The organism is Calothrix anomala FACHB-343 (assembly GCF_014696435.1).
Taxonomy (GTDB): Bacteria; Cyanobacteriota; Cyanobacteriia; order Cyanobacteriales; family Nostocaceae; genus Aulosira; species Aulosira anomala_A.
In genome coordinates this window covers 28863-52673 of sequence record NZ_JACJQG010000037.1, presented here as the reverse complement: position 1 = coordinate 52673, position 23811 = coordinate 28863, and the positions used below count along the sequence as shown (strand labels likewise).

Annotated in this window: 19 protein-coding genes and 1 pseudogene; 6 read left to right on the top strand and 14 right to left on the bottom strand. The window is 40.8% G+C overall.

Going from position 1 to position 23811, the window contains the following annotated elements; genetic code table 11:
- Positions 1 to 31: 31 nt before the first annotated feature.
- Positions 32 to 163 (bottom strand): hypothetical protein, encoded by a 132-nt coding sequence (locus tag H6G08_RS38245; protein ID WP_277877845.1) that lies wholly within the window; start codon positions 161 to 163, stop codon positions 32 to 34.
- Between the two features lie 106 nt (positions 164 to 269).
- Positions 270 to 1724, bottom strand: coding sequence for a tellurite resistance TerB family protein (locus H6G08_RS20820; RefSeq protein WP_190546337.1), 1455 nt, complete (start codon positions 1722 to 1724; stop codon positions 270 to 272).
- A gap of 500 nt (positions 1725 to 2224) precedes the next feature.
- Between H6G08_RS20820 and H6G08_RS20810 the strand changes: the two genes are divergently transcribed.
- Entirely contained in the window at positions 2225 to 4981 is a 2757-nt protein-coding gene (locus tag H6G08_RS20810; RefSeq protein ID WP_390625769.1) for a M16 family metallopeptidase, read from the top strand.
- Positions 4982 to 5256: 275 nt separating this feature from the next.
- Positions 5257 to 5691 (top strand): hypothetical protein, encoded by a 435-nt coding sequence (locus H6G08_RS20805; RefSeq protein WP_190546333.1) that lies wholly within the window; start codon positions 5257 to 5259, stop codon positions 5689 to 5691.
- Between the two features lie 104 nt (positions 5692 to 5795).
- Here the strand turns inward: H6G08_RS20805 and H6G08_RS20800 are convergent, their stop codons facing one another.
- Positions 5796 to 6095 carry a putative quinol monooxygenase gene (locus tag H6G08_RS20800; RefSeq protein WP_190546331.1) on the bottom strand — a complete coding sequence of 100 codons (300 nt, stop codon included), beginning with the start codon at positions 6093 to 6095 and terminating at the stop codon, positions 5796 to 5798.
- A 1669-nt stretch (positions 6096 to 7764) separates the two neighbouring features.
- Here H6G08_RS20800 and H6G08_RS20795 point away from each other — a divergent pair.
- Positions 7765 to 9714, top strand: coding sequence for a hypothetical protein (locus H6G08_RS20795; RefSeq protein ID WP_190546329.1), 1950 nt, complete (start codon positions 7765 to 7767; stop codon positions 9712 to 9714).
- A 217-nt stretch (positions 9715 to 9931) separates the two neighbouring features.
- Here H6G08_RS20795 and mtnB read toward each other — a convergent pair whose 3' ends face one another.
- From mtnB to H6G08_RS37600, 4 genes and pseudogenes are all read right to left on the bottom strand, one after another.
- The gene (mtnB, locus tag H6G08_RS20790; RefSeq protein WP_190546327.1) at positions 9932 to 10558 is read right to left on the bottom strand and encodes a methylthioribulose 1-phosphate dehydratase; all 627 of its coding nucleotides are present in this window, start codon (positions 10556 to 10558) and stop codon (positions 9932 to 9934) included.
- On the bottom strand, positions 10555 to 11184 hold the full coding sequence (locus H6G08_RS20785; RefSeq protein ID WP_190546325.1) for an HAD-IB family phosphatase: 630 nt from the start codon (positions 11182 to 11184) through the stop codon (positions 10555 to 10557). The genes mtnB and H6G08_RS20785 overlap by 4 nt, the downstream gene beginning before the upstream one ends.
- A 35-nt stretch (positions 11185 to 11219) precedes the next feature.
- Positions 11220 to 11771, bottom strand: a complete 552-nt coding sequence (locus H6G08_RS20780; RefSeq protein WP_190546323.1) for a 1,2-dihydroxy-3-keto-5-methylthiopentene dioxygenase — start codon at positions 11769 to 11771, stop codon at positions 11220 to 11222.
- Positions 11772 to 11795: 24 nt separating this feature from the next.
- Positions 11796 to 12045: pseudogene (locus H6G08_RS37600) on the bottom strand (DUF7219 family protein).
- 865 nt (positions 12046 to 12910) lie between these two features.
- Here H6G08_RS37600 and H6G08_RS20775 point away from each other — a divergent pair.
- On the top strand, positions 12911 to 13447 hold the full coding sequence (locus H6G08_RS20775) for an MgtC/SapB family protein (protein ID WP_199322675.1): 537 nt from the start codon (positions 12911 to 12913) through the stop codon (positions 13445 to 13447).
- A gap of 104 nt (positions 13448 to 13551) precedes the next feature.
- Positions 13552 to 13866 (top strand): muconolactone Delta-isomerase family protein, encoded by a 315-nt coding sequence (locus H6G08_RS20770; protein ID WP_190546321.1) that lies wholly within the window; start codon positions 13552 to 13554, stop codon positions 13864 to 13866.
- 52 nt (positions 13867 to 13918) lie between these two features.
- Here H6G08_RS20770 and H6G08_RS20765 read toward each other — a convergent pair whose 3' ends face one another.
- Positions 13919 to 14518: an MBL fold metallo-hydrolase gene (locus H6G08_RS20765; protein ID WP_190546319.1), complete on the bottom strand. Its 600-nt coding sequence runs from the start codon at positions 14516 to 14518 to the stop codon at positions 13919 to 13921.
- Positions 14519 to 14723: 205 nt separating this feature from the next.
- Entirely contained in the window at positions 14724 to 16223 is a 1500-nt protein-coding gene (locus H6G08_RS20760) for an ABC transporter permease subunit (protein ID WP_190546317.1), read from the bottom strand.
- Between the two features lie 21 nt (positions 16224 to 16244).
- On the opposite strand from H6G08_RS20760, the gene H6G08_RS20755 reads away from it, so the two are divergent.
- Complete coding sequence (locus tag H6G08_RS20755; RefSeq protein ID WP_190546316.1) at positions 16245 to 17000, top strand: amino acid ABC transporter ATP-binding protein; 756 nt, start codon at positions 16245 to 16247, stop codon at positions 16998 to 17000.
- A 21-nt stretch (positions 17001 to 17021) separates the two neighbouring features.
- On the opposite strand, the gene H6G08_RS37225 is transcribed toward H6G08_RS20755, so the two are convergent.
- The 5 genes from H6G08_RS37225 to fusA all read right to left on the bottom strand — a co-directional run bounded on the left by H6G08_RS37225 (position 17022) and on the right by fusA (position 23472).
- A complete protein-coding gene (locus H6G08_RS37225; protein ID WP_096643518.1) occupies positions 17022 to 17222 on the bottom strand; it encodes a hypothetical protein in 201 nt (66 codons plus the stop codon).
- A 278-nt stretch (positions 17223 to 17500) separates the two neighbouring features.
- Positions 17501 to 18466 (bottom strand): threo-3-hydroxy-L-aspartate ammonia-lyase, encoded by a 966-nt coding sequence (locus H6G08_RS20745; RefSeq protein ID WP_190546314.1) that lies wholly within the window; start codon positions 18464 to 18466, stop codon positions 17501 to 17503.
- 206 nt (positions 18467 to 18672) lie between these two features.
- Entirely contained in the window at positions 18673 to 19203 is a 531-nt protein-coding gene (locus H6G08_RS20740) for a pentapeptide repeat-containing protein (RefSeq protein ID WP_190546312.1), read from the bottom strand.
- Positions 19204 to 19883: 680 nt separating this feature from the next.
- Entirely contained in the window at positions 19884 to 21362 is a 1479-nt protein-coding gene (locus H6G08_RS20735) for an FAD-dependent oxidoreductase (protein ID WP_190546310.1), read from the bottom strand.
- Positions 21363 to 21459: 97 nt separating this feature from the next.
- The gene (gene fusA / locus H6G08_RS20730; protein WP_190546308.1) at positions 21460 to 23472 is read right to left on the bottom strand and encodes an elongation factor G; all 2013 of its coding nucleotides are present in this window, start codon (positions 23470 to 23472) and stop codon (positions 21460 to 21462) included.
- Positions 23473 to 23811 lie beyond the last annotated feature (339 nt).

Genomic DNA, 23811 nt, shown 5'->3' with positions numbered 1-23811 from the left:
TTGACTTGTAAGCATCATCAACACTCTCACCTTATTTCATCCGTTTTAACAGCACAAACATACCTTGATGACCAACTCGACTAATCCAACGTCTCACTTCACGCTTTGCAAGTTTAGAGTGAGGTTTCAGTTGGTCATCATACCAAGCAACTCCTGTAAACAAGATGCCAGTGAACTTGGGCGATCGCCATTTACTTAAGGGATGGCTGTGCTTAATTTTGCTAATGAATTAAGGTAATAAAGATAGGGAATTAGACTGCATAGTATGACTAAAGATCATCAGGCGCTGGTCGTAGGCGATATTGTTCGCGAACACCTCTTAATAACTTGGTCTTAGAACCGGTTGGCTGTAATACTTCTGTTACTTGTAAAAGCTCACCTTTGTGTTTAAGATTGATAACCCGACGAATTTCTTGGACTTCTTCACGCGAAATACCCAGCTTATCTGCCATGCGGTTATGAAGTTGCAATTCTGATACCTCAATTTTTCCATCAGAAATAGCAATTTCCCAAGCAGCACACAACATTAGGCGATGTTTCAGCCGCTCGTTATTGCTTTGGCTACAAGTTTTTTCCCTATGTTCATTGTCGAAAAGAATACTTGTTTGGATAATTTGGTCAAAAGTTTTGCGTTCTTTTATAGCTTTCCAAACCAGAGATTGTTCTTGCTGCCTGATTCCTGAGGTAGTTATCAACCCATCTATGGCATCTTCCTCCTGTTGAGCTAATTCACCATCTATCCAAGCCATAGGTAAAGCAGCAATAATAATTTCTGACAAAAATTTACTCATTTTGGCGGCTTCTTCTTTATTGCTCCAATTCATCAAACCGCTATAAATTCCCACAGTTGCCAATACTCCCAATCCAACAGGAGCAGCGAGCGTTAGCAATGAGTATGTTGATGCACTAACAACTATACCTGTAGATATTCCAAAAAAGCCTTGAACAGTTGTCCAAATACTAGCTGGCACAAATAATGATGAGGCAACGGCTGAAGTTCCAACACCAGCCAATGTCCCTACAGATGCACTTGTACTAAAAGACAGTGCATCTTTTAACCAACTATCGCTGTTATTTTGCTTTAATAAATCTGCATTTAGATTTTGATAATTTTCAATTGAGCTTTTAGCAACATATACATTCAATCCTTCTAATTCATGGTCAAGATAGTTTTGATAACCTTGATCGCTAAAAGAAATGCCGCTTTTACTACCTTCTTCATATATTTTATGGCTAGCATCATTAATGGTAGTGACAACTTTCTGCCACGAACTACCAAAAATTCTTTTTAAATTTCTGATATCAGCTTCTATTTCATCTAGTCCAGCAAAATTTTCTTTTTTGAGCCGTTCAAGATAATAACCTTTGTTAATCTCAAAAATAGTGTCTAAAACCACTAGGGCAACAACAAGCGCAATAGCAGCTGCAATGGGACTAGTAACAGCACCAATTAAAGGAACTCCAGTCCAAGGTATCAAAGAATAAGCCATAAACGTCAAAATACTACCAATTACTAAGAGTCCTCCGGTAATGATTTTGCGCTCTTTGGCAGATGAATTTATATCACAATACAAAATTTTTATAAGGCGAATATAGGAAGGAATTTTAGGGATACGAGTCAATGTGAAATTGATAACAGCAGCCAATACAGGTACTAAAAGAGCAAAAATAGTACTTAAAGCAGGTAAAACGGCCTGAATGACAAAAGGAAAAATGATGGGCATAGGAAATTACCTTAAGGAAACTATTTAGCCAGTTAAAGTACGCTTAATCTTCTTTACCTTAAAAAATTTCCCTATTGATCGGCATGAGAGAATTTTTGCAAAATTACAATAGCTTTTGATACAAGCAGAAAAAGTAGTATCACTGATTAACTACTGAAATCAGAAAGCTATTTGCCCTTTTAGTTCTACAATTTTTCTTCGATGGCGCGATATTCATCCAACGTGTAGCGGCGCTTGATGGTAGAAATCATAATTCTTAGGCGATCGCATTCCTGATAGGACAACAAAATTATTTTCTCACAGTGCCCGCGATGATGTGTTGTTAAGGAACAATATCTGCATTGGCAGTGTATTTACTTAAGTAAGCAGTCAAAAAAGAATAATACTAATTATCGGCTTACCCCCTTCCCTCTCCCAAGCTTCAAATTGCTACCATTTATTTTTATTCTCAGTTAAATTGAGAATTTCCATTTTTGATGTTTATGAAGCTACGCTCATACATGCTAATAGGGTTATTACTCAGTCTACTGCTTAGTACTGTGCCGGTTTCTGGTCATCTCACCAATGCTGCAACACCTCCAGCAGTAGCACCTGTATCTACTCTCTCCCTGTCCCAAGGCGTGAAAAAGACGGTGTTAGACAATGGCTTAACTGTACTAACGAAAGAAATACATACAGCGCCTGTAGTTAGCGTGCAGGTATGGTATAAAGTAGGCTCTCGTAATGAAGGTAAGGGAGAAAGTGGCATTTCTCACCAATTAGAACATTTAATGTTTAAGGGTACACAAGAGCGTCCGGTGCAGTTTGGGCGGTTATTTAGTGCTTTAGGCAGTCAATTTAATGCTTTTACTAGCTATGATGAAACTGTATACTTTGGCACAGTGCGCCGAGATAAACTAGAAGCATTACTGACCTTAGAAGCCGATCGCATGAAAAATTCCTTGATTGGCACTGAGCAACTAACTAGTGAAAAACGGGTAGTTATATCCGAGTTACAAGGGTATGAAAACTCACCGAGCTATCGTTTAAACCGAGCAGTGATGCAAGCGGCTTTTCCTAACCGTGCTTATGGTTTACCTGTCGGCGGAACAAAAGCTGATGTGGAGAAATTCACGGTAGACCAGGTACGTAATTATTACCAAAGGTACTACAGCCCAGAAAATGCCACATTGGTAATTACAGGGGATTTTACCACAGAACCAACAATCAAGGCTGTTAAAGAAACTTTTGGTAAAGTAACGCCAAGAGCCAACAAAAACTTAGGAATACAGGAACCTAAGAAAGCCGTGAGTGCTGTCCCCGCACAAAAAACGCCAATTGTCTTGAAAGAAGCAGGAAGTGCAGCATTACTGCAAGCTGTTTATCCGCTACCAGATTTAAAACATCCTGATGTTCCCGCAATTGATGTCATGGATATGATTTTAACTGGTGGACGTAGTTCTCGCCTTTATCAGGATTTGGTAGAATCTGGACTGGCTAGCGCTGTAAGTGGTAGCGCCGCAGAATTAATAGAGCCGGGTTGGTATGAACTGAATGCTACAGCAGCTCCAGGTCAAGAATTAGGCAAAATTGCCCAAGTAATGCAACAATCTTTGGTGAAACTGCAACAACAGCCAGTAACGACAGAGGAATTAAACCGCGCTAAAACCCAACTCCAAGCTTCATTTATTTTGGGTAACCAGGATATCACCAGTCAAGCCAACCAATTAGGGTATAACCAAACGATCGCGGAAGATTATCATTTTGTCGAAAAATATTTAGCTGCGATCGCTAAAGTTACCCCTCAAGATGTACAGCGAGTTGCAAAAACTTACCTCAATCCAGCCAAACAAACCATCGGCTTCTTTGAACCAAGCCAAGCAAATGGCGAACAAGCGGATGCTAGCGGTGGTTCTAGCCGCACTAGTGAAAATTTTAGCCCTGGTCAACCTGTAGATCCAGCCGAATTAGCTAAATATTTACCTCCTGCTACTTCTAGTACTAGCAATAGCCAACAAGCGCTACCAGAACAGTTTACTTTAGCTAATGGTTTACGAGTCTTGCTGTTACGCGATCGCAGTGTACCGACAATTAATTTAAGCGGACAAATTGACGCGGGGACTGTGTTTGATGGTAATCAAAAAGCTGGGTTAGCAAATCTTACAGCTAACAACTTAATGAATGGGACGAAAACTCAAGATGCTTTGACTTTGGCGGAAACTTTAGAAGATAGAGGCGCAAGTCTGGAATTTTCCGCTAGTCGCGAAGGCGTCAATATTGGCGCTCAAGGACTATCAGCAGATCTGCCAATATTAATTCAAACTTTAGCAGATGTGACACAAAATGCTACCTTCCCCGCCGACCAGTTAGAATTGACTCGTCAACGGGTGTTAACTAGCTTAAAAGTCCAACTTGACGATCCCCAATCTTTAGGAAGAAGAGCCTTTCAACAAGTAATTTACCCAGAAAATCATCCGTTCCATAGCTTTGCTACCATCGAAAGCTTAAACAATATTACTCGCGATGATGTGCTGCGCTTCTATCGGGAACATTACCGCCCAGATACAACAACGATCGCTTTAGTAGGCGATTTTGAGCCAGCAAAGGTCAAAGCCTTGCTGAATCAAAGTTTCGGTAAATGGCAAGCCCAAGGTAAATCACCGCAACTGAATTTACCACCTGTAGAGTTACCCGCAACTTTGACACGCTTGAATAAAGTAATTCCTGGTAAAGCCGAAGCTGTCACTTACCTTGGTTATAATGGCATCTCCCGCAAAGATCCGCGTTACTATGCAGCTTTAGTCCTGAATCAAATTTTGGGTGGCGATACCTTATCTAGTCGTTTAGGTACAGAAGTACGCGATCGCCAAGGTTTAACTTATGGTATTTACAGCGGCTTTGCTGCAGGAGTTAACCCCGGCCCCTTCTTGATTCAAATGCAGACAGATCCCCAAGATGCAGAAAAAGCGATCGCTAGTACCCTAGCCTTACTCAAACAGCTGCGGGAACAAGGCATAACTCAAGCAGAATTGAACACCGCCAAACGCTCAATTAGCAACAGCTACCCCGTAGATTTAGCTAATCCTAGTGCTGTCGCCAGCATTATTTTGGATAATGATGTCTACGGACTTTCACCTCAAGAAATCCAAGAATTTCCCCGCCAAATTGAGTCTGTAACTATGGCAGATGTGCAAAAAGTCATTCAGGAGTTAATTAAACCAGAGAATGTAGTCATTGTAACTGCAGGTTCTCAACCGACAGCGCAAAAACGCAGTTAATTGAAAGCGGCGGGAAGCTTTATTTTCTCATGGATATTTGGGATTAGTCGCCCCGCCGCTTCGGGCATTGGGCATAGGGAATTGGGCATTGGTTTTTCTTTATACCCTATTCCCACTTATTACAAATCAGTAGGGGCATGGCATTGCCGTGCCCTCTAAAAATATATGAACACATCACAAATATGATATGAATTGTTGTAAGTAGGTGTAAATAAACAAAAATCAATAAATAAATGGTAAATAAACTAGAAATGCTTACCAATGACAAATGACAAATGACAAATGACTATCTTAATCAGGGTTTAGTAATAGTAGGAGCAGCGACTATTACCACTTTCACAGTAATAAATCTACCAGATGTCGCTGCTCAAGATAAGACAAAATGCGTCAGCCAAATCACAGGTAAAGCAGGTAATGTCTTCTCCGGAGATTGCATTCCCAATGGCTTGTGGATTAACCCCAGCTATGGTGCAGAATATGCCCGATTGATGCGAATTGCAATTCAAGCTGCTGCTAATCGGGATGATTACGATACAGCCATTATTAATTTTTCTAGAGCACGAAGCATTTCCGGCGTCACAGATTCAGAAGTACGTCGTGGTTTATTGGGCGCAATTCTAGCAAAATCAATTCAGAAAAATCCCGTACAAGGCTACTTCCCTTCTCGAATTTGGCTATTAATTACCGGAGAATTTAGCGAAGGAGGGTGAGAGACAAGGAAGATAAGGAAGACAACTGAAACTTGTACAGACGCGATTAATCGCGTCTCTAGAAAATGACCAATGACAAGTTATATTTAATCGCGCCGATTTACTTAAGCCACAAGATAATAACGGCGAATATCTGGTGCATTAGCTACTAAACCTTCTAATTTGGCTGCTGCTTCTTGGAGATGGGGTGAATCTAAATGATTATTTAATGCCTCGTTAGAAGTCCATTCTTCAACAAAAGTAAAATCTGTGGGATCGTGCTGATTTTGTAAAAGTTCATAGGTGATAGCACCTGTTTCCTGTCGGGTTGGTTCAATTAATTCCAACAAAACTGCTTTGAGTGCTTCTATTTTATCGGGTAAAGCCACAACACGGGCTACAACGCGAATGGTTTGGTTTGTCATTTTTTAATTGTTGCAACAGTTAATAGAAAGATTTTATTTCAACTAATACCAATTTAATATAGGATTCATATTTTATTTTTGAAAAAAACTCAGTATACTTTGATTCCTTCTTCCCTGTTCTCTGTTCCCTGTTCCCTCCCTACGCAAATAATTTCAGAAATCAAATACTAGTCCTATATGAAGATACACATAATTATCTTGGAAGATATAGAACTGAAAAAAACTCTGCGTACCTTTGCGTTAACCTTAGCGTACCTTTGCGTTAAATAAAAATCTAGTTTTGTGCAGCTTCACAAATAAATAGCATGTTAAATGCGATCGCTTATTTTTCAGCAACACCTTTTAATAGATTTTTAAACAAAAAAATACTGTTATTGAATAATCTATTTTCTATTAAACCAAACTAAATATATTTTAAATAATTTAGCATGACTTCATACCCTGACTTGAGTTGTCAAGCTGAAAATGCTTGCAGTTGCCACAACTTTCAGCCATAAATGAAGGTTTCCTGAATAAGCAATCTTTTCATAGCGAGCCAAATACACATATAGAATATTATGTCAACCCTATATATGCCAGATGAATATGTGTGTAACTTATATAAAAACCAGATAAGTATATGGTAAAAGAATATCTATAAGCATTTCCACTAACAAATATGAATTTTGTTTTTGAGTGCATCAGCCAAAGTTCAAGAGATTCACAGTTTTTAGTTAGTTCCGATTGCTGTGAACGGATAAAAGCAAGATTAAAACTCTCAGATGTATATAGGGTAAGTATTTGAGCGTTAATTTTCTCAGTAAATAGTTGCCATCGATATTATTCGCTCAAAATCTTATTTTGTAAGGTTTCCAGCCTATTTTTTGGAAATTAATAAATATTTTCAAGCAGTCTGAAATACAGGCTTTTATAGCAGCTTGTAAAACAGGCTATTGAACTATGTCATCAGGTACAAAAGTTATCTGATGTTTTCGAGTCTCCAAAAAAGAAATCAGGGTAAATAAGTCTACATATTGTGAGGTAATTTTGACAATTAGTCGAATTGAGAGATTCAAAATAGTGGCATTGATTGTTATTATATAAAATACTTGAAATTACCAAGGATAGTCATAATCTGCAATCAGTCCTTATTTTGATTTTTTGACGCCAGTAAATAGCTGAAAACACCTTTTTGATGAAATAAGGTGTTTAATTTTCTCAAAATATTATCGTAGTGCTAGAGCTAACTACAAGATTAGTTTGTAGTTTGAGTAATTTTATCAACTTTGAGACGGTATCTCATAAAAATTCAGAGTTGAAATCCTTCATGTTTTTTATTAACTAAGTACATAGGCTGGTTGAGAAATTTATAGTAAAACCTTTGCAGCTTTTGTAAAGGTTGCTTTTGCATCTTCGATTAAGTTGCCAATCATAATTTGGGCATATTTTATCCTATTTTCTAGACAAAAAATAGAATTTTCAAATTTTGTAATTTTGGAATAGGTAGTCAATGCATATATTACGGCTTGCAAGAGACAATTTACCCATCATTTGCTCCCAATCAAGTGATTTTCATAGCCTTTTTGGCATTTGTCATTATGAGCTAGTTTGGGTGGTTGTTTCTGATATCTGCTAACTCAAACCATGAAAACAGAGAGTTTTAAATCTACACAAGTGAGGAGAGAATCTGATGATTCATAAAGCTTCTGTTGCATTATCTAATCTGTTGTTAATTTTGGTGACGCAATCTGCATTCGCACATCCCCAGCCAAAACCACAACATAATCCCCAACATAATCCCCAACACAATCCCCAACCAAAACCCCAACCCAATCCCAATCCGGAATCTCATCCAAAACCTAACCCCAATCCAAAACCCCAACCCAATCCCAATCCGGAATCTCATCCAAAACCTAACCCCAATCCAAAACCTAATCCCAATCCGGAATCCAATCCGAAACCTAACCCCAATCCTGAGTCCAATCCGAAACCTAACCCCAATCCTGAGTCCAATCCGAAACCTAACCCCAATCCTGAGTCCAATCCGAAACCTAACCCCAATCCTGAGTCCAATCCAAAACCTAATCCCAATCCTGAGTCTAATCCGAACCCCAATCCCAATCTGGAATCTAATCCAAAACCCAATCCCAATCCTGAGTCTAATCCGAACCCCAATCCAAATGCACAACCCAATCCCAATAATCCTCAAGGTAATCCCCAACCAAACCCTCAACCCAATCCAGAAACGCCAGTAGAAACTAAAGGTAAAAACGTTGGAAATCTAGTTCCTATTTCCATACAACTTACTGGAATCAGAAGGGTAAAAGTAGGACATACAAATGTTTCTGGTTCCGTGTTTGCTGGAGGTGGTACCTTCGCAAGTGCGGGAGTTGAAGGTACTGTGAGCTATCGCTTATCTAAAAATACCTTCCTCTTTGGACAAGCTACATACAATCCTGTAGCACCATCTAAAGCAATTGGAGTAGGAGGTGTGACTACTGGAGTTGTATTTAATGCGCCTGGAAAGTCTGTTCGCCACAACAGCTATATCGGGGTTTATAGTAACGTCGTTGGTTTTGGTAACACCGGCGGAGATGAAGTTTCTCAGACTGCTTTTGGAAACGTAGGAATTATCGGAGGAGTTCAACGTCCAGTTGGCGAAAAAGTCTCTGTATTTGCTCAAGCAGAAGCTGCTCAACGCTTGTACTCCCTGGCAAAGACTTCACAAGGACAAGCAGCAAGAATTTCTGGAGGAATGGCGCTGGCTGTATCTTGTGCTTCTAATGTCAGTGTAGTTGGAGACTATACTGTTGGCTCTAACCAAGACTCGGAATGGGGTCTAAGAGGGGTCTGGAATTTAGACTTCCTGGGAAATCCTTGTGAAATCAAACGGATTAGCGCCTCTTCTAACGTGGTTAAAGTGACTCAATACCTTGTTACCCTCATTGGCGCTAATCCATCTGCCGCTGAGGTTAGAAAGGCTGGGTTAACTCCTCCCAATGCTAATCCAGAAAGATATCGCCTCCAATCTGAACGTTGGACAGGAAAGAAAGCGCAGGTTGTTGAAAAGCTGGTAGTTGATGCTGTGGAAGTAGAAGGTGTCTCCGACAAGATCCTCTTTGTCCGTAAGCCTATATCTCCTCAAGCCTTGGAACAAGCCCAAAAAATTGCAGCTGACCGGGAACCTAAACAAGCTTTTGAAGAGATTCGTAATCTTCTACAAGCTGAAGAACGAGACAAGACTTTCAACTTAGAGGAAGAAGCGAAAAGGATTGCTCAGGAAAAAGGAATGGCTCTTTCTTCTTTACAGCAAATTGGATATGCTTTCACTTACCAAAATCGTTTGATTGGCGTGGTAGATAGTGACTTGTCGCAGCCTTTTGTAGGAACACCACGAGAAGCTTCTCCTGCGGAGTTAATGGTTGTGAACGAAATTGCCAAAAAAGGGAATAGTATCTTACCTGCTTTGGCAACAGGTTACACCACCAAAGGCACAACCGTGGGAGGAAACAGCATCGTTAATGGTAATGTGGTACGACCTGGGACGAGAGTTCAAGTACCCAAGCGAAAAGATGTGATTATTCCCACTTCTAGCGTTGAATCTACTCAGGTTGAGTGGAATAGAGTTGAGAAAAAGTAGTGATATGAAGAGGGAAAGGCGGTATAAATCACGGGAGTATCCCAATTTTGACGCAATACCCTAGAAGGGTATTGCTATACCAACAAAGCCTGCCTTCGCAGGCTATCAAACTTTTAGCCTGCGAAGGCAGGCTTGGTATTTCTAGCCCCACCCTTATAGGGTGAGGGCGTTTTTGCACATTTGGGATGCTCCCTAAATCACAGCCTTTCCTTTCCTGCTAAATTCCCAGACTGCGAGCACCAACCATGTAGCGGAATATGTATTCTATGATTTCGATATAATTACGGGCTGCTGTGGGGGAAGATGCCCAAACTGTGACACCATGATTGCGGATGAGGAGGGCAGGGATTTGTGCTGAGGTATTGGTAAAGCGCTGTTGAATTTCTGCTGCGATGCGGGAAACTTGCAAATGATTGGCGAAGATGGGGATTACACAACTGGGATTATCTGCGTAAACTCCTAAGCCTTTGAGCATTTCTAAAGGTGGTAAGGGAAGGTCATCTTCTGGGGTAAAGTTGGTAACTAAATTAGACTCAACTGAGTGTATATGGTAACAAGCTTGTGCTTCTGGGAAGAGGGTATAAAGTATTTGATGAATCGCAGTTTCGGCGGAAGGTTTGACATCAATTGATGATGCTTGGACTTTGCCACTGGCATCAATGCAAACAAAGTCACTCAGTAATAATTCGCCTTTAGAACGACCGCTAGCTGTAATCCAAAAGCTACCATCGGCTAGGCGGATGGAAAGATTTCCGGCTGTTCCTACCATCCAACCTTTTTGATAAAAGCTGCGGGCGGTGTTGATGAGTTCCAAGCGCGGATCTGTGCGGTTGGGGGTTGTCATTTCCACATTTTCACTAGATGTTCGCGAATTTGCGAGAAATTATCCCAAGGAATGTAGGGTTTTTTTTGCTCATCTAAATATTCGGCTAGGCGATCGCGTGCGAAGATCACAGAAGCTTGCAATCCCATATTTAAATCGGTTAAGGAATCACCGATCGCAATCTTTTGATAAGCTGGGTATTTAGACATGATTTCGACTTTGGCAACTAGTTCTGTACCTCCCTCATAGGGGGAAATAACTTTTAAGTGGGAACCATTAGTATCTACATCCACCGCATAGATCCCATGAACTCGTTCCACTAATCTATCGAGAACAGTTTCTACCATTCCTCGCAACCCACCAGAAATTACCACTAACGGTACTCCCTGAAATTCCAGAAAATCGAGTAATTGGACAAATCCGGGGCGAATTGGTTGGGTTTGGGTAAATTCCAAAATTTCGTTGTAGCGTGAAGCGGGAATTGATTCGAGAATTTGTCTGACTCCCTGTCGCAGTGTCAGTTCTCTGGCATACATTTGGGGCAGTAATTTTGCTGATAGTTCTGGTGCAAACTTTTTTAAAACTGCAACAAAGGTTTCTTCGGTTGTAATCGTCCCGTCAAAGTCGCAAAAGACAATTCGCCTCAATTTTTATCCTCCCAGTCTCGATTGTTTTTCTTATTTCAGCCTACAGCTTGGGGAATGCGAATTTCTTTGGCTGTATACTCAGGAACCCAGCCTTCCGTGCTAATAAAATAACGCACGGCTTTGACTCGCTTGGCTGGCGTCAGATGAAACCAATGTTCGGTATTGGCGGGGACGTTGATATATTCTTGTGGTTGCACTGTTAATTCTACTTGGCTACCATCAGGACGGACAAAGCCAAAAACTGCTTCGCCATCGATGATGTAGCGCACTTCATCATCAGCGTGGGTGTGAATTGATGCAAATTTAACTAGTAACTCATCTAAGTTGGCAATTCCGGGATGTAGTACAATCAAATCTCGCGATTGATAGCCGGCTGTTTGTTGCAATTGCTGAAAATAGCCATCTAATGCTTGCAGTACTTGTTCTTTCTCGGCTTCGTTGAGGCTATCTTGGGCTAATAATTGATGTAATTGGCGATCGCTTCCTATATCCCAATAATTGAGTTGAATATTCAAAGCTGCCAATTCTCTGGTAATTTCTGGTAAATTCTGGTATTCAGTGCCATTTTCTAGTTTGAGTATCGCCATAAATCTTCCTCAAAGCGATCGCGTCTACTTAATATGTAATTCTTTTTTAGCTCGTTTTAATTGTTTCCAGAGTACATGAATTTGTTTGTAAGCTTCTTCTGGAGAAATTTTACCACCTGTTTGCAAATCGCAAATATAACTTACTCGCTGCGAAAATTCTTGGAGATTGGCATTAAAAACTACATACTCTGGCTGAAATTGTCCGTAGTAAGAACTACGCGGATATAATAGAAAAATCGCATAATTCCGCCAGAAAATCTGATTCTTTTGTCATATCATTCTCCTTTGAACAATAAACATAGGACTTCTTTAATAAGTAAAAAGTAAAAAGTAAAAAGTAAAAAGATAATACCCATAAATAAGAGGTAAGAAGCATTTTTACTGGTAGCATCCCAATTTTGACGCAATACCCTAGAAGGGTATTGCTATACCAACAAAGCCTGCCTTCGCAGGCTAAAAGTTTGATAGCCTGCGAAGGCAGGCTTGGTATTTCTAGCCCCACCCTTATAGGGTGAGGGCGTTTTTGCACATTTGGGATGCTCCCTTTTTACTGACTTAATTAAATTCAATTTTCAGAAATAGCTGAGTCCATTTTTGAGAAAGGTAGCAGATGAATATAAATATCCATCTGCTACACAGGAACGGAGGTATAAACTTGATTACTAGTACTTTGATCGATTAGTTTTATCCCAATACTATTAAGGTTGGGAAAAGTATCAGTTTTGCCTGTTGAGTATTAACGGTTGACAAACTTTTATGTAATATTTCACAATCTATTTATAATTACTGTTACAGTCGATACAGCAATATTTATTAGTCATAAATTCTACTAAACAATATCTATAATTTTCGGTGGTAATGGACGATAATAGCTGCATAAGTCTTATACCTGTAAACTACGGTAAGCCGATAGACATACTGTATTTTAGCCCTGGATAAGAAGTATCGCATATTCTTCTGAGTCTAGCAAGAGGGTTTTCTCATGCTCAGAGAAAGTTTCTATCGCTAAGAGGACGAGCCTAATAGCATTTTTATGTATACTAATTTACTTAACGTAAAGTGTAACGAAAGAGCGATCGCGCTTCAGTCTATGGAGAATAGGCGAAAAATTCAGTTATCTAGCTAGGAGCAATATAATAATGGGGCCGATGTTAATTCATGCTGATGATTGGCTAGATATAGCCTTCAGACTGACTCTAGCCTTGATAGTAGGCTGCACGATCGGCTGGAATCGTCAGCAAGGAGGTAGACCAGCAGGGATGAGAACGTTCATGCTGGTAAGTATGGGAGCGGCCTTATTTGTAATGATACCTTTGCAGGCTGAAGGCGATAGTACCTTTGTGTCTACCAATGCGTTGAGTCGCACAATTCAGGGTGTCGCAACTGGTGTAGGGTTTCTCGGTGCGGGGTTGATTCTTCAAGAATCGCCAAGAAAATCGACTACGCCAAAAGTACGTGGCTTAACCACTGCTGCTTGTATTTGGACTGCGGCAGGACTAGGTGCAGCTATTGGCTGTGGTTTGTGGCAAATGGGATTATTAGGAGGAATACTGACTTTAATAACCTTAAGCGGCGTAAAAAAGCTCAAACGCCTATTTTTTAGCCATAAAAGTCATCATAAATCTGGAACTACTGAGGAATCACTAAATTCTGTAGATGACGATGATGACGATTAATCTAAAAAATCTTACCAATGACAATTGTACAGACGCGATTCATCGCGTCTCTAAGCAATCATCCTGATACTATATCTAGTGGTTGGTTAAAGATGTGAATTATTATGCTGTACCACTTAGATTTTCATGTAGAATACCCTGATAATGTATCTCAGAAAGAACTATTTGCAATTTGGGCGGAAGAAGCTGATGCGGCGCTCAAAGCAAAAGAAGCAGGGGTAGTTGTAGATTTATGGAAGTGTGTTGGTACCAGAAGGGTCATTGCGATTGTTAATGTTCCTACTCCCGATCTGTTGGATCAAATTCTCTTAGATTTACCCATTATCCAGAAAAATGGTCAGCGCGTTCAGGTAGAGGTAACTCCCCTGAGAAGATATGAAGACTTTGCAGCCGATCTCAAAGCGCGTTTGGATCGCTAATAATTAATTTACTTGGCGATCGCATCTTGACTCAATCCGATCGCCTAAATAACTATAAACTTGCCACAAGTTCCTTTAAGCGATCGCGTCCATCGCGAAAAATTGACCACCCATCCCCAACTAATACAGCTTCTACCTCAGTTAGCGCTGCTAATCTCTGCACAGATGCCACTGCTTCTTGGCGATTTACCAGCTTTTCTTGTGGTAAAATGGTCAAATTACCGGCTTTGTGCGCCCTGACTAAATCTCCAGTAATTAAAGTTGTTTCCTCTAGTAATAGCGCTAATTCACCAGGGGTTTTAGAACCTTGGAGTTCAATCACCTTTAATCCCGGAACTACCTCTTCACCATCAACCAACCAGCGATCGCAAGCTATGGGAAAATTATCTTTCTCTCCTGCTGGTGCTGCTATTTTGGCATAAGTTTGATTAGCAATTTCTGGAGTTGACCTAATATGATCGGAATTTGTCACTACAATCCAAGCTACACCACCCAGGGATGTAATGTGATTCCAATCATGGTTTGATAAAGCCACTGGATCGATGAGAATATTCCCTTGGGGACGAATCCAAGCAATCCCGTTGAAATCAATATTTCTAGCGGGATTAAAATGAGACCAACCATAGAGATCTGGACGGTGCAGAGATTTCATGTTGATTTTGGGGCAATGCCTGCAATTACTCAGTATCGGTAAATTTAGGCTGGAAATCAAGGCATTAATACAGATTAATTTTCCCCGAAAATAAATTTATACAGGGGAACATCTTGTAGAGACGCGATTCATCGCGTCTCTGATTCATCGCGTCTCTGATTCATCGCGTCTCTGATTCATCGCGTCTCTGCCTCTGACAAATAATTCAAGAACGTTTCACCGGATTCATCCAGACTTCTAGGCGACTAAATGCTTGAGAAGATAGCAGTGTTAAGCAGAGGTATAATATCGCTACAGCAACGTAAATCTCAAAGGCGCGATAATTATCTGCAACAATCAACTGTCCTTTGCGGGTAAGTTCTTCCAAGCCAATTACAGAAACTAAAGTAGTATCTTTCAATAAACTAATAAATTCATTCCCCAAAGGTGGAATCATCCGGCGGAAAGCTTGAGGGAAAACTACATAACGCATGGTTTGCAAAGAACTTAAACCAAGAGATTGTGAAGCTTCAGCTTGTCCTGGTTCTATTGATTGAATCCCAGCGCGGACGATTTCTGCAATATAGGCGGCGCTATTTAATGTTAAGGCGATTACCCCTGCAATTAAGCGATCGAAAGAAAAAGTTAAACCAAGTTCTTGGATGAGTGCAGGTATGCCAAAATAAATCATAAAAATCTGCACGAGTAAAGGCGTTCCTCGGAAAAAATCTATATAAGCGCGCGCCAACCAACGCAAATATGCGATCTGGGAAAGGCGAATCATACCTAGCAGGGAACCACCAATTAATCCCAGAACTACAGATAGTACTGTTAATTGTAATGTCACCAATACGCCTTGTAGAAGTATGGGGAAAGAACGCCAAATGATGTTTAATGAATAGAATATGCCACTGGTGCTACCCGTTTGTTGCTCGAAAGGTGATGTAGCTGGTAAGTTTGGAGGCTCGGCTTTAAACCATTGGCGATAAATTTGGGCGTAGGTGCCATTTTTGAGGATTTTATCGAGTCCGTCGTTAATTAATACTAGATTTGCTGAGTTTTGCGCTGTGGCAATGCCATAATATTCTTCTGTGACCAATTGCTCTACTACTTTTAACCCCTTGAGATTGCCAGTATTAATGGCGTATAAAGTTACGGTAGCATCGTTAATGACTGCATCCACATTACCATTGGCTAATTCTTGCAGGGCTAGGGGTGCAGAATCAAAACTGCGAATTTTTGCTCCGGGAATACTCTGGGCTTTTTTAGCGCCAGTTGTACCAATTTGTACAGCAATTCGTTTATTTTGCAGCGTATCCAGGTTAGTAATATCTTGATTGTCTGCGCGAATGGCGATCGCTAATCCCGCTTTAAAATAAGGACGAGAAAAGGAAACTGTTTTGCTTCTCTCTTCGCTAATGGTAATCGAACTAATTGCCGCATCTACGGTTTTAGCTTGCAAAGCTGGGATCATACCATCAAAGGGTATGCTTTGAATTTCTATTTTAAAATTAGCCGCAGTTGCGATCGCCTGCATCAAATCAATCGAAAAACCTTGCAACTTACCGCCACTTCCGAGAAACTCAAAAGGTGGAAACGCTGGTTCATTAGCAACCCGCAGAGTTTTTCCTAAAGTAGAATTAACGCTACAGCCAACGAGTAAAAATAAACTCAATACTGTAGCGACTAACGAGTTTAGCCAAGGTACCTGAGCCAATCCAGCCATTATTGATTTCCCTCAAATCTCATGAACAATTTCCCATCAGCGATTACTTTTGAGAATATCGAAAAAAGCTTCGGTTCCCTAAAAGTTCTTCAAGGAATCACAGGCGAAATCAATCGCGGCGAGGTAGTGGCGGTGATTGGTTCTTCCGGCTGTGGTAAAAGTACTTTACTGCGTTGTTTTAATCGTTTAGAAACCATTAATCACGGGCGTTTAATAGTTAATGGTATAGATTTATCACAATCTGAGATTAACTACACTCAATTGCGGGAACTGAGAACCCAAGTGGGTATGGTTTTTCAACAATTTAACTTATTTCCCCACCTCAGCGTATTAGAAAATCTCACACTTGCTCCCCGTAAAGTTTTAGGGAAAACACCCAAAGAAAGCGCTCAATTAGCCGGATTATATCTAGAAAAAGTCGGGCTGTTTGATAAAGCATCAGCCTATCCAGAACAACTTTCTGGGGGACAAAAACAACGTGTAGCGATTGCGCGGAGTTTATGTATGAATCCGCAGATTATGTTGTTTGATGAACCTACCAGCGCTTTAGATCCCGAATTGGTTGGTGAAGTGCTACAAGTCATGCAGCAATTAGCGGCGGAAGGAATGACAATGGTAGTCGTTACCCATGAAATGCAATTTGCGCGAGAAGTCGCGCATCGAGTCATATTTTTAGATCGCGGCGTTGTCGTGGAACAAGGTTCAGCCCATGAAGTTTTAACTTATCCTCAAAGCGATCGCCTACGTATTTTCCTCAGTCGTTTAAATGTTGTTTAAAAGTTGCCAAAAACTAAATTTTTAAAGATATTCACTCAGGAAGTCAAAAGGATCGTCTTCCCAACATGGTTCAGGAATCATCAACAGTAGACTATTACGGATATCAGTTTCAATTTCATCACTATCTTCCCTATCAAATAATTCAGTCATAACTTTCCAGTCACGTTCTTCTAAAGATATCAGTGCTGGGGCATATACATGTAGATTTCCTGGATAATTCACACGTTAAATTAAGGCCGACTATCGCCAAAAATATAGTTTATTTTGTTGATAAACAATCATATTCTAACTTGAGCATTACGTCGTCACAAGCAATCTAAAAAATCCTCATCAAATTAATTGCAAAACTTTAAATCTATTTTTTCAATTTGCGGGGTCTTACCCCACAAATTATTCAACAAGATTTAATATTTAAGTAATGGTAATTACTGATACTAAAAACCGCCTATTTAATACGTAATTTGCTTCCCTGCCCCCTACCCCCTCCCCTCAGTGATAGGCTATTGTTTGAGGTTGTAAATCTCTGTTAAATCGACATTTCCGCCACTGAGAATAATTCCAATCCTGGCTACTGGTACTGTAACAATACCTTCTAGTAAAGCTGCTGCGGCTAATACTCCTGTGGGTTCAACAACTATTTTGAGGCGTTCCCAAAGAAAAAACATGGTGCGGATAATTGCTGATTCTGAGACTGTGACCATATCATCAACGTAATTCAAGATGATAGGAAAGGTAATTTTCCCCAAGCTAGGAGTACGCGCACCATCAGCAATTGTATTCGGGTTATGGACAGTTTGCAGAGTTTTGCTGTAAAAGGAACGAGTAGCATCATCGGCTAATTCGGGTTCAACGCCAATTACCCGACATTTTGGCGATAGTGCTTTAGTTGCGATCGCGCATCCGGATAGTAAACCACCACCACCGCAAGGTACTAATAAAAAGTCGAGTTCGCCTACTTCCTGGATTAATTCTAAAGCAGCTGTACCTTGTCCGGCGACGATTTGGGGATGATCGTAAGGGGGAATGAGTTTCAAATTGCGATCGCGGGCTAAACTTTGGGTGAGTTCTTCCCGATTAGTATTGTGGCGATTGTAGAGAATCACCTCCGCCCCATAACCGCGAGTAGCTGTTTGCTTGACTGCGGGTGCATCATCGGGCATAACAATAGTTGTGGGGATATTGAGTAATTTTCCCGCCAGTGCGATCGCCTGTGCGTGATTCCCCGATGAAAAAGTAATCACCCCTTGTTGTTTTTGGGCTTGAGATAGCTGTGTTAATGCGTTATATGCACCTCTAAACTTAAAAGCCCCTGCGCGTTGAAAGTTTTCGCACTTAAAAAACACCTCGCTATGAGTCAGTTCATTCACTGTTCTGGAAGTTAGCACTGGTGTTTGTTGGGAAATTCCCAAAAGCCGATTGTAAGCAGCTTTTACGTCAGTAATAGTGAGCGAATTTTCCTGTAGCATTGCTGGGAGTATAAAACATTCTCGCTCATTATTTTTATCTGAAATAGCATCTATGCCAAGCACCTCATAATTTATCGCTTGGCATTTTTTGTCAATTCCTATTCTGGACTAAATTCGGTGGTTTTGATAACAATTTGCTGAAGCAAAAATAATTAATATACCGCAAATCTTTGTTGCATTGCTATAACAAAGGACAAAAAACTCATTTAACTATTCTCATCTAGAATTGTGCCTTCCAAATTAGCTTTTTCTAGATTTGCACCACTTAAATTTGCTTGATTTAAGTCTGCTTGCGCCAAATTCGCCTGAGTCAAATCTGCTACAGTTAAGTCTGCACCGCTCAAATCAGCCTTATCTAAATTTGCAGCAACTAAAGTAGCTTCGGTTAACTCTGCTTCACTGAGATTTGCTTCAATTAATTTAGCAACAGTTAAATCAGCCTGAGTTAAATTCGCGCCATCTAAAACAGCACCGTCTAATATTGCGCCATCCAATATTGCACCAGTTAAATTACTTTCTGTCAGGTTAGCATCACTCAAATTAGCTCCATTTAAATCTGCCTCAACTAAGCTAGTATGGCTTAAATTTGCATGACTCAGATTTGCGCCATCTAAAATTGCTCTATCTAATATTGCGCCACTGAGATTTACTTCTCGCAAATTTGCTTCGCTGAGGTTAATACCTGTAAAGTCTCTTGTACCAGCAGCATAGTTTTTTAGGAGTTCATCTGCCTGCATAGATTATGCTCCGCTTATTTTTGTTACGTTGAAAGTCACAGCAATTAATTTATGACTTAGCCTTGGCAACAGAGGCTGAAAAAATACGCTTAAACTATCATAGCCAGCAGATTTTTTTCTTATCACTAGCTAAGGTTATTATTTGATTTCATACCTTGGATAGTAGGCATTTCCAAAGCAATAATGAAATGGTTATACCCAAATATAGCAATCCCATCTGAGTTGTGAAAATATTTTTTTAATGAACCGCCAAGCCGCCAAGTACGCCAAGGAGAAGAGAAAAAAATGAGAATTAGTAAATTTCACAAATGATTTAGGATTGCTATATAGGAATCCGATTTGATTTCTGAAAAAATCTAAGTATATGTAGTGGCGAGGCAAGGCTAAAATAGTGCATTAATAAACCGCAGAGGCGCAGAGAACACAGAGAGAAGAGAAGAAATTTATTGCAACATTTTAGCTGTGTCAGTCCAGTAGGGTGCGTTATCACGAAGTGTAACGCACCGTATTATGGGAGTTGGTGCGTTGCGCTGCGCGACAACACAACGCCAGTTCGCTCAAGTCGAGCCAGCCGCTTGCGGGGGTTCCCCCCGTTGTGCGGACTGGCGTGGGAAACCCGCCCATGCGACTGGCTCCCCTACGTATTTGTTCAAAAATCAAATATGAATCCTATATGTAAATTAAACTAATAATTCCGAAGTTATTTGCTCAAAGTTGCGTCTGTAGACTTTGTTGCTATACTCTTGCCATGCTTGGTTTGAAGAGTGGGGAAATTGGGTTAATGTTGCCTGTTGAATATATTCCATAAACGGGCGACGAAGACGTTCATATTTATCGAAAGCTGAGGCTATAGCTTGCTGGTTATGCCAATGATTTTCTTGAGCAATATTAGTAATTAATGTTGTCATTACCATTGCATCTTCTAATCCTTGATTAGCTCCTTGAGCCATAAAAGGAGGCATACCATGTGCAGCATCACCAACTAATACAACTCGTCCTGCACTCCAACTTGGTAAGATATTTTCATCCATAGCAGCACGATGAATGTAATAAGGACGTTGAAAAATATTTTCTGGTGGAGATAATTGCACTAATTCTTGTAGTACTTTAGGAAATCCAGCTTTTTCTAACTCTTGCAGCCCTAAGTTACGCAAATCACTACCAGACTTCCCTGACAGTGACTCCAAAGGTACAGCTACATGCAGTAAATAGCCCATACTTTGTCTATTCATTAACAACATTCTGGGCGTTTCACTAAAAGCGCGATTGCTCAGATCGTAGTTAGCTACTGTAAGAATTGGCGATTCTGCCAAAAATTTTTCTTCAATATGCGATCGCAGTTCTTGGGGAATATCGAGTATTTCTCGACAAGATATTGCCGCAAATCCAGAATATTCTGGTGTGGCAAAAGGTAGGTTAGAGCTATCAGCATAAAGTATCTGACGCACTGTAGAGTTAATTCCGTCTGCGGCAACAATTAACTTAGCGCGGAATGATTTTGTCAGTGATGGTTGAGGCGTACTGTCTGAATTTTCAGACTGTGTATCTAACCAATATGCATATGGATTAGCCTCAACATTCGCACTACTAACACAATCAATGCGAATGCAGCCTAATTCAGGCTCATCTACTACATTAATACAACGGTGATTCGGTTTAACTTGGTCTTCTGGAAGTAGTTGTCTTAAGGCAGTTTGTAAATTATACCAAGAAATGGAAACTCGACCTTCGCCATACTCACTAAACCAAACATCAAAACTCAGAGGAATTGCGCGAACTTTCTGCCCCTGGAAGTTTTTTGAAACCCATTCTAGTGAAGGTTTAGGAAGTTTTGGTTCAATGACTGCGGTGGTTTTCTCTTCTTCAGCAGGCTGGTAATTAGTGAAAGTCAGATTCGCTGTTTTGACTGCTTGATATGCGCGCTCGTCTAAATATTTTAGAGCTTTTAATCCGTTAGGCAGAAGATCCACAACCTGACCAACTTGACGAAAAGCACGAGTTTGATCTATGACGAGAATATTGTCAATACCACGTTTGCGTAAACCAACAGCAGTGGCTAAACCAATAGGGCCAGCACCAACTATGATAACATCGTAGATTTTGTTGATGGGTGTATTTGTGAACCCATCTGCTGTTGATTGACTTTGGGGAATATTCATAAGCAAGCAAGGTAAGTTGGCATTTTTACAGCAGTAGTAAAAATTCCGGAAATTAACAAAAAGGTAAACAATATTGTCTACCTTCTTGTTATATCAACTATTGGTTACTCGCTTGTCTGTAACAGGCAAATTCCATTGTGAAAGTTGCCATACCCGCAGTTTGCGATCGCAAGTCTGTAGAATAGCCAAACATGCGCGCTAGAGGTACTTCCGCCCGAATTACAGAGTATGTTTGCATAGTTTGGGAACCCAACAGCAAACCGCGACGGGAGGAGATATCGCCCTGAACTCTACCTAAATACTCGTTAGGTGTTTCCACTTCTACAAGCATAATTGGTTCGAGAATATAGGCTTTGGCTTTGTTAATCGCTTCTTCTAAGGCTTGATGGGAAGCTGAACGAAAAGCCAATTCTGACGAATCTACCGAGTGATAGGAACCGCTTTCGAGAACGACTTTTACCCCGGTAACAGGATAACCTTCTAAAATCCCCGATTGCATAGCTTCGCGGAAACCTTTTTCGCAACCAGGAATATATTCTTTAGGAATTGCACCGCCAACTACTCGGTTTTCAAATACAAAGGGTTCTTCTGTAGGTTCAATCCAACCACTGACATGGGCGTATTGTCCAGAACCACCGCTTTGTTTTCTCAGTCGATAATCAAAGTATGCTTTTTGACCAATAGTTTCCCGATAGGCAACTGCGGGTTTACCAACATACACCTCCGTGCTATATTCCCGTTGAATGCGTTCCAAGTAGATTTCTAAATGCAGTTCGCCCATCCCCGAAATTAGAGTAGCTCCTGATTCGGGATCTATGCTCAACTTAAAGGTAGGATCTTCTTTTTGGAAACGATTGAGTGCTTTGGAAAGGCGATCGCTATCTTCTTGTTTTTTCGGCGTCACTGCCAGTGTAATTACTGGTTCTGGTACATACATTTTTTCTAAAGATACTAGTGTTTCTCCAGAGTAAAAGGTATCTCCAGAGGCGCAATCGATACCCAGCATGGCGATAATATCCCCAGCTTCAGCAACCTTCACCTCTTCGCGCTTGTTAGCGTGCATTCTCACCAAGCGCCCAATTTGCACCCGTTGTTGAGTACGGGCGTTGTAAACAGTATCGCCCTGTTTTAATGTCCCCGAATAAATTCGGGTGTAGGTTAACTGTCCAAAGGATTCTACAGTGAGTTTAAACGCCAATGCCACTAAAGGATCGTCAGGATTGGGGTACAGGCTAACAGACTCTACAGTTTTGACGATTTCCCTGTCTACCGGCGATGGGAGATAATAGGCGATCGCATCTAGTAAATTTTGTACGCCTTTATTTTTGAATGCCGAACCTAGCAATACTGGTGTCAGTTGCAAAGTTAAGGTGGCTTGGCGAATAGTTTGCCAAATTAATTCTTTGGGAACTTCCTTACCTTCCAATAACATCTCTGTCATCGCTTCAGAGAAGAATGACAAAGCATCCAGCAGTTTTTCTCTGGCTTGCTGTGCCTCTTCAACAAGGGCGTCAGGAATTGATTGTTTCACCCAATTTTCGCCGTTTTCACCTGCAAAATAGGAAGCTTCCATTTCAATTAGGTCAATGACCCCTTGAAATTGATCTTCGCTACCAATAGGATACTGAAGTAGTATGGCATTTAACTGCAAGCGATCGCGCATAGCTTGCACCACCCGAAATGGATTTGCACCGATGCGATCCATTTTGTTGATAAATGCAATGCGGGGTACGCGATAGCGCTTCATCTGACGATCCACAGTAATTGATTGGGATTGCACCCCCGCAACCGCACACAGCACCATTACCGCCCCATCCAATACCCGCAGAGCGCGCTCTACTTCTATCGTAAAATCAACATGTCCTGGTGTATCAATTAAATTAATTTGCGTATTGTGCCACTGACAAGTTGTCGCGGCTGAAGTAATGGTAATACCATGTAACTTTTCTTCAGGCATAAAATCCATCGTTGCACCCTTGCCACCTCCCCGTACTTCTTCAATTGCATGGATTCTGCCTGTATAGAAGAGAATGCGCTCTGACAGTGTAGTTTTACCAGAGTCGATGTGAGCAGAAATACCAATGTTTCGGATACGTTCTCGGGGAACCATAATAACTTCCTTGATTATTGATGCAACAAATTATTACCGCCTCAGCAGTAAGGTTTACATACTACAAGTATACTACAAAGTAACTTGGATGGCAAACAATCTCTGGTTGCAGGGAAACCCAAGGGATGAGAAGGTAGTAAAAAGCAGGTTATACCAATTGGAAAAAAGAATGCGACAGATTGTAGGGGCACTGGCACTGCCATGCCCTCGAGAATATTTTGATGTGTCGCAAAGATTATTTGAATTGGTATTAGGTTGCAAGACTTATTTAGGGGGATGAGGTGGATCGGTTAGATACATAGTCAACCATTCCTTTCTCGATGACTCTCAGTTCTATTA

Bases quoted from the DNA above. Each gene is read 5' to 3' on its own strand.
- H6G08_RS20820 (WP_190546337.1), bottom strand. From the start codon at position 1,724: ATGCCCATCATTTTTCCTTTTGTCATTCAGGCCGTTTTACCTGCTTTA.
- H6G08_RS20810 (WP_390625769.1), top strand. From the start codon at position 2,225: ATGCTAATAGGGTTATTACTCAGTCTACTGCTTAGTACTGTGCCGGTT.
- H6G08_RS20805 (WP_190546333.1), top strand. From the start codon at position 5,257: ATGACAAATGACTATCTTAATCAGGGTTTAGTAATAGTAGGAGCAGCG.
- H6G08_RS20800 (WP_190546331.1), bottom strand. From the start codon at position 6,095: ATGACAAACCAAACCATTCGCGTTGTAGCCCGTGTTGTGGCTTTACCC.
- H6G08_RS20795 (WP_190546329.1), top strand. From the start codon at position 7,765: ATGATTCATAAAGCTTCTGTTGCATTATCTAATCTGTTGTTAATTTTG.
- mtnB (WP_190546327.1), bottom strand. From the start codon at position 10,558: ATGACAACCCCCAACCGCACAGATCCGCGCTTGGAACTCATCAACACC.
- H6G08_RS20780 (WP_190546323.1), bottom strand. From the start codon at position 11,771: ATGGCGATACTCAAACTAGAAAATGGCACTGAATACCAGAATTTACCA.
- H6G08_RS20775 (WP_199322675.1), top strand. From the start codon at position 12,911: ATGGGGCCGATGTTAATTCATGCTGATGATTGGCTAGATATAGCCTTC.
- H6G08_RS20770 (WP_190546321.1), top strand. From the start codon at position 13,552: ATGCTGTACCACTTAGATTTTCATGTAGAATACCCTGATAATGTATCT.
- H6G08_RS20765 (WP_190546319.1), bottom strand. From the start codon at position 14,518: ATGAAATCTCTGCACCGTCCAGATCTCTATGGTTGGTCTCATTTTAAT.
- H6G08_RS20760 (WP_190546317.1), bottom strand. From the start codon at position 16,223: ATGGCTGGATTGGCTCAGGTACCTTGGCTAAACTCGTTAGTCGCTACA.
- H6G08_RS20755 (WP_190546316.1), top strand. From the start codon at position 16,245: ATGAACAATTTCCCATCAGCGATTACTTTTGAGAATATCGAAAAAAGC.
- H6G08_RS20745 (WP_190546314.1), bottom strand. From the start codon at position 18,466: ATGCTACAGGAAAATTCGCTCACTATTACTGACGTAAAAGCTGCTTAC.
- H6G08_RS20740 (WP_190546312.1), bottom strand. From the start codon at position 19,203: ATGCAGGCAGATGAACTCCTAAAAAACTATGCTGCTGGTACAAGAGAC.
- H6G08_RS20735 (WP_190546310.1), bottom strand. From the start codon at position 21,362: ATGAATATTCCCCAAAGTCAATCAACAGCAGATGGGTTCACAAATACA.
- fusA (WP_190546308.1), bottom strand. From the start codon at position 23,472: ATGGTTCCCCGAGAACGTATCCGAAACATTGGTATTTCTGCTCACATC.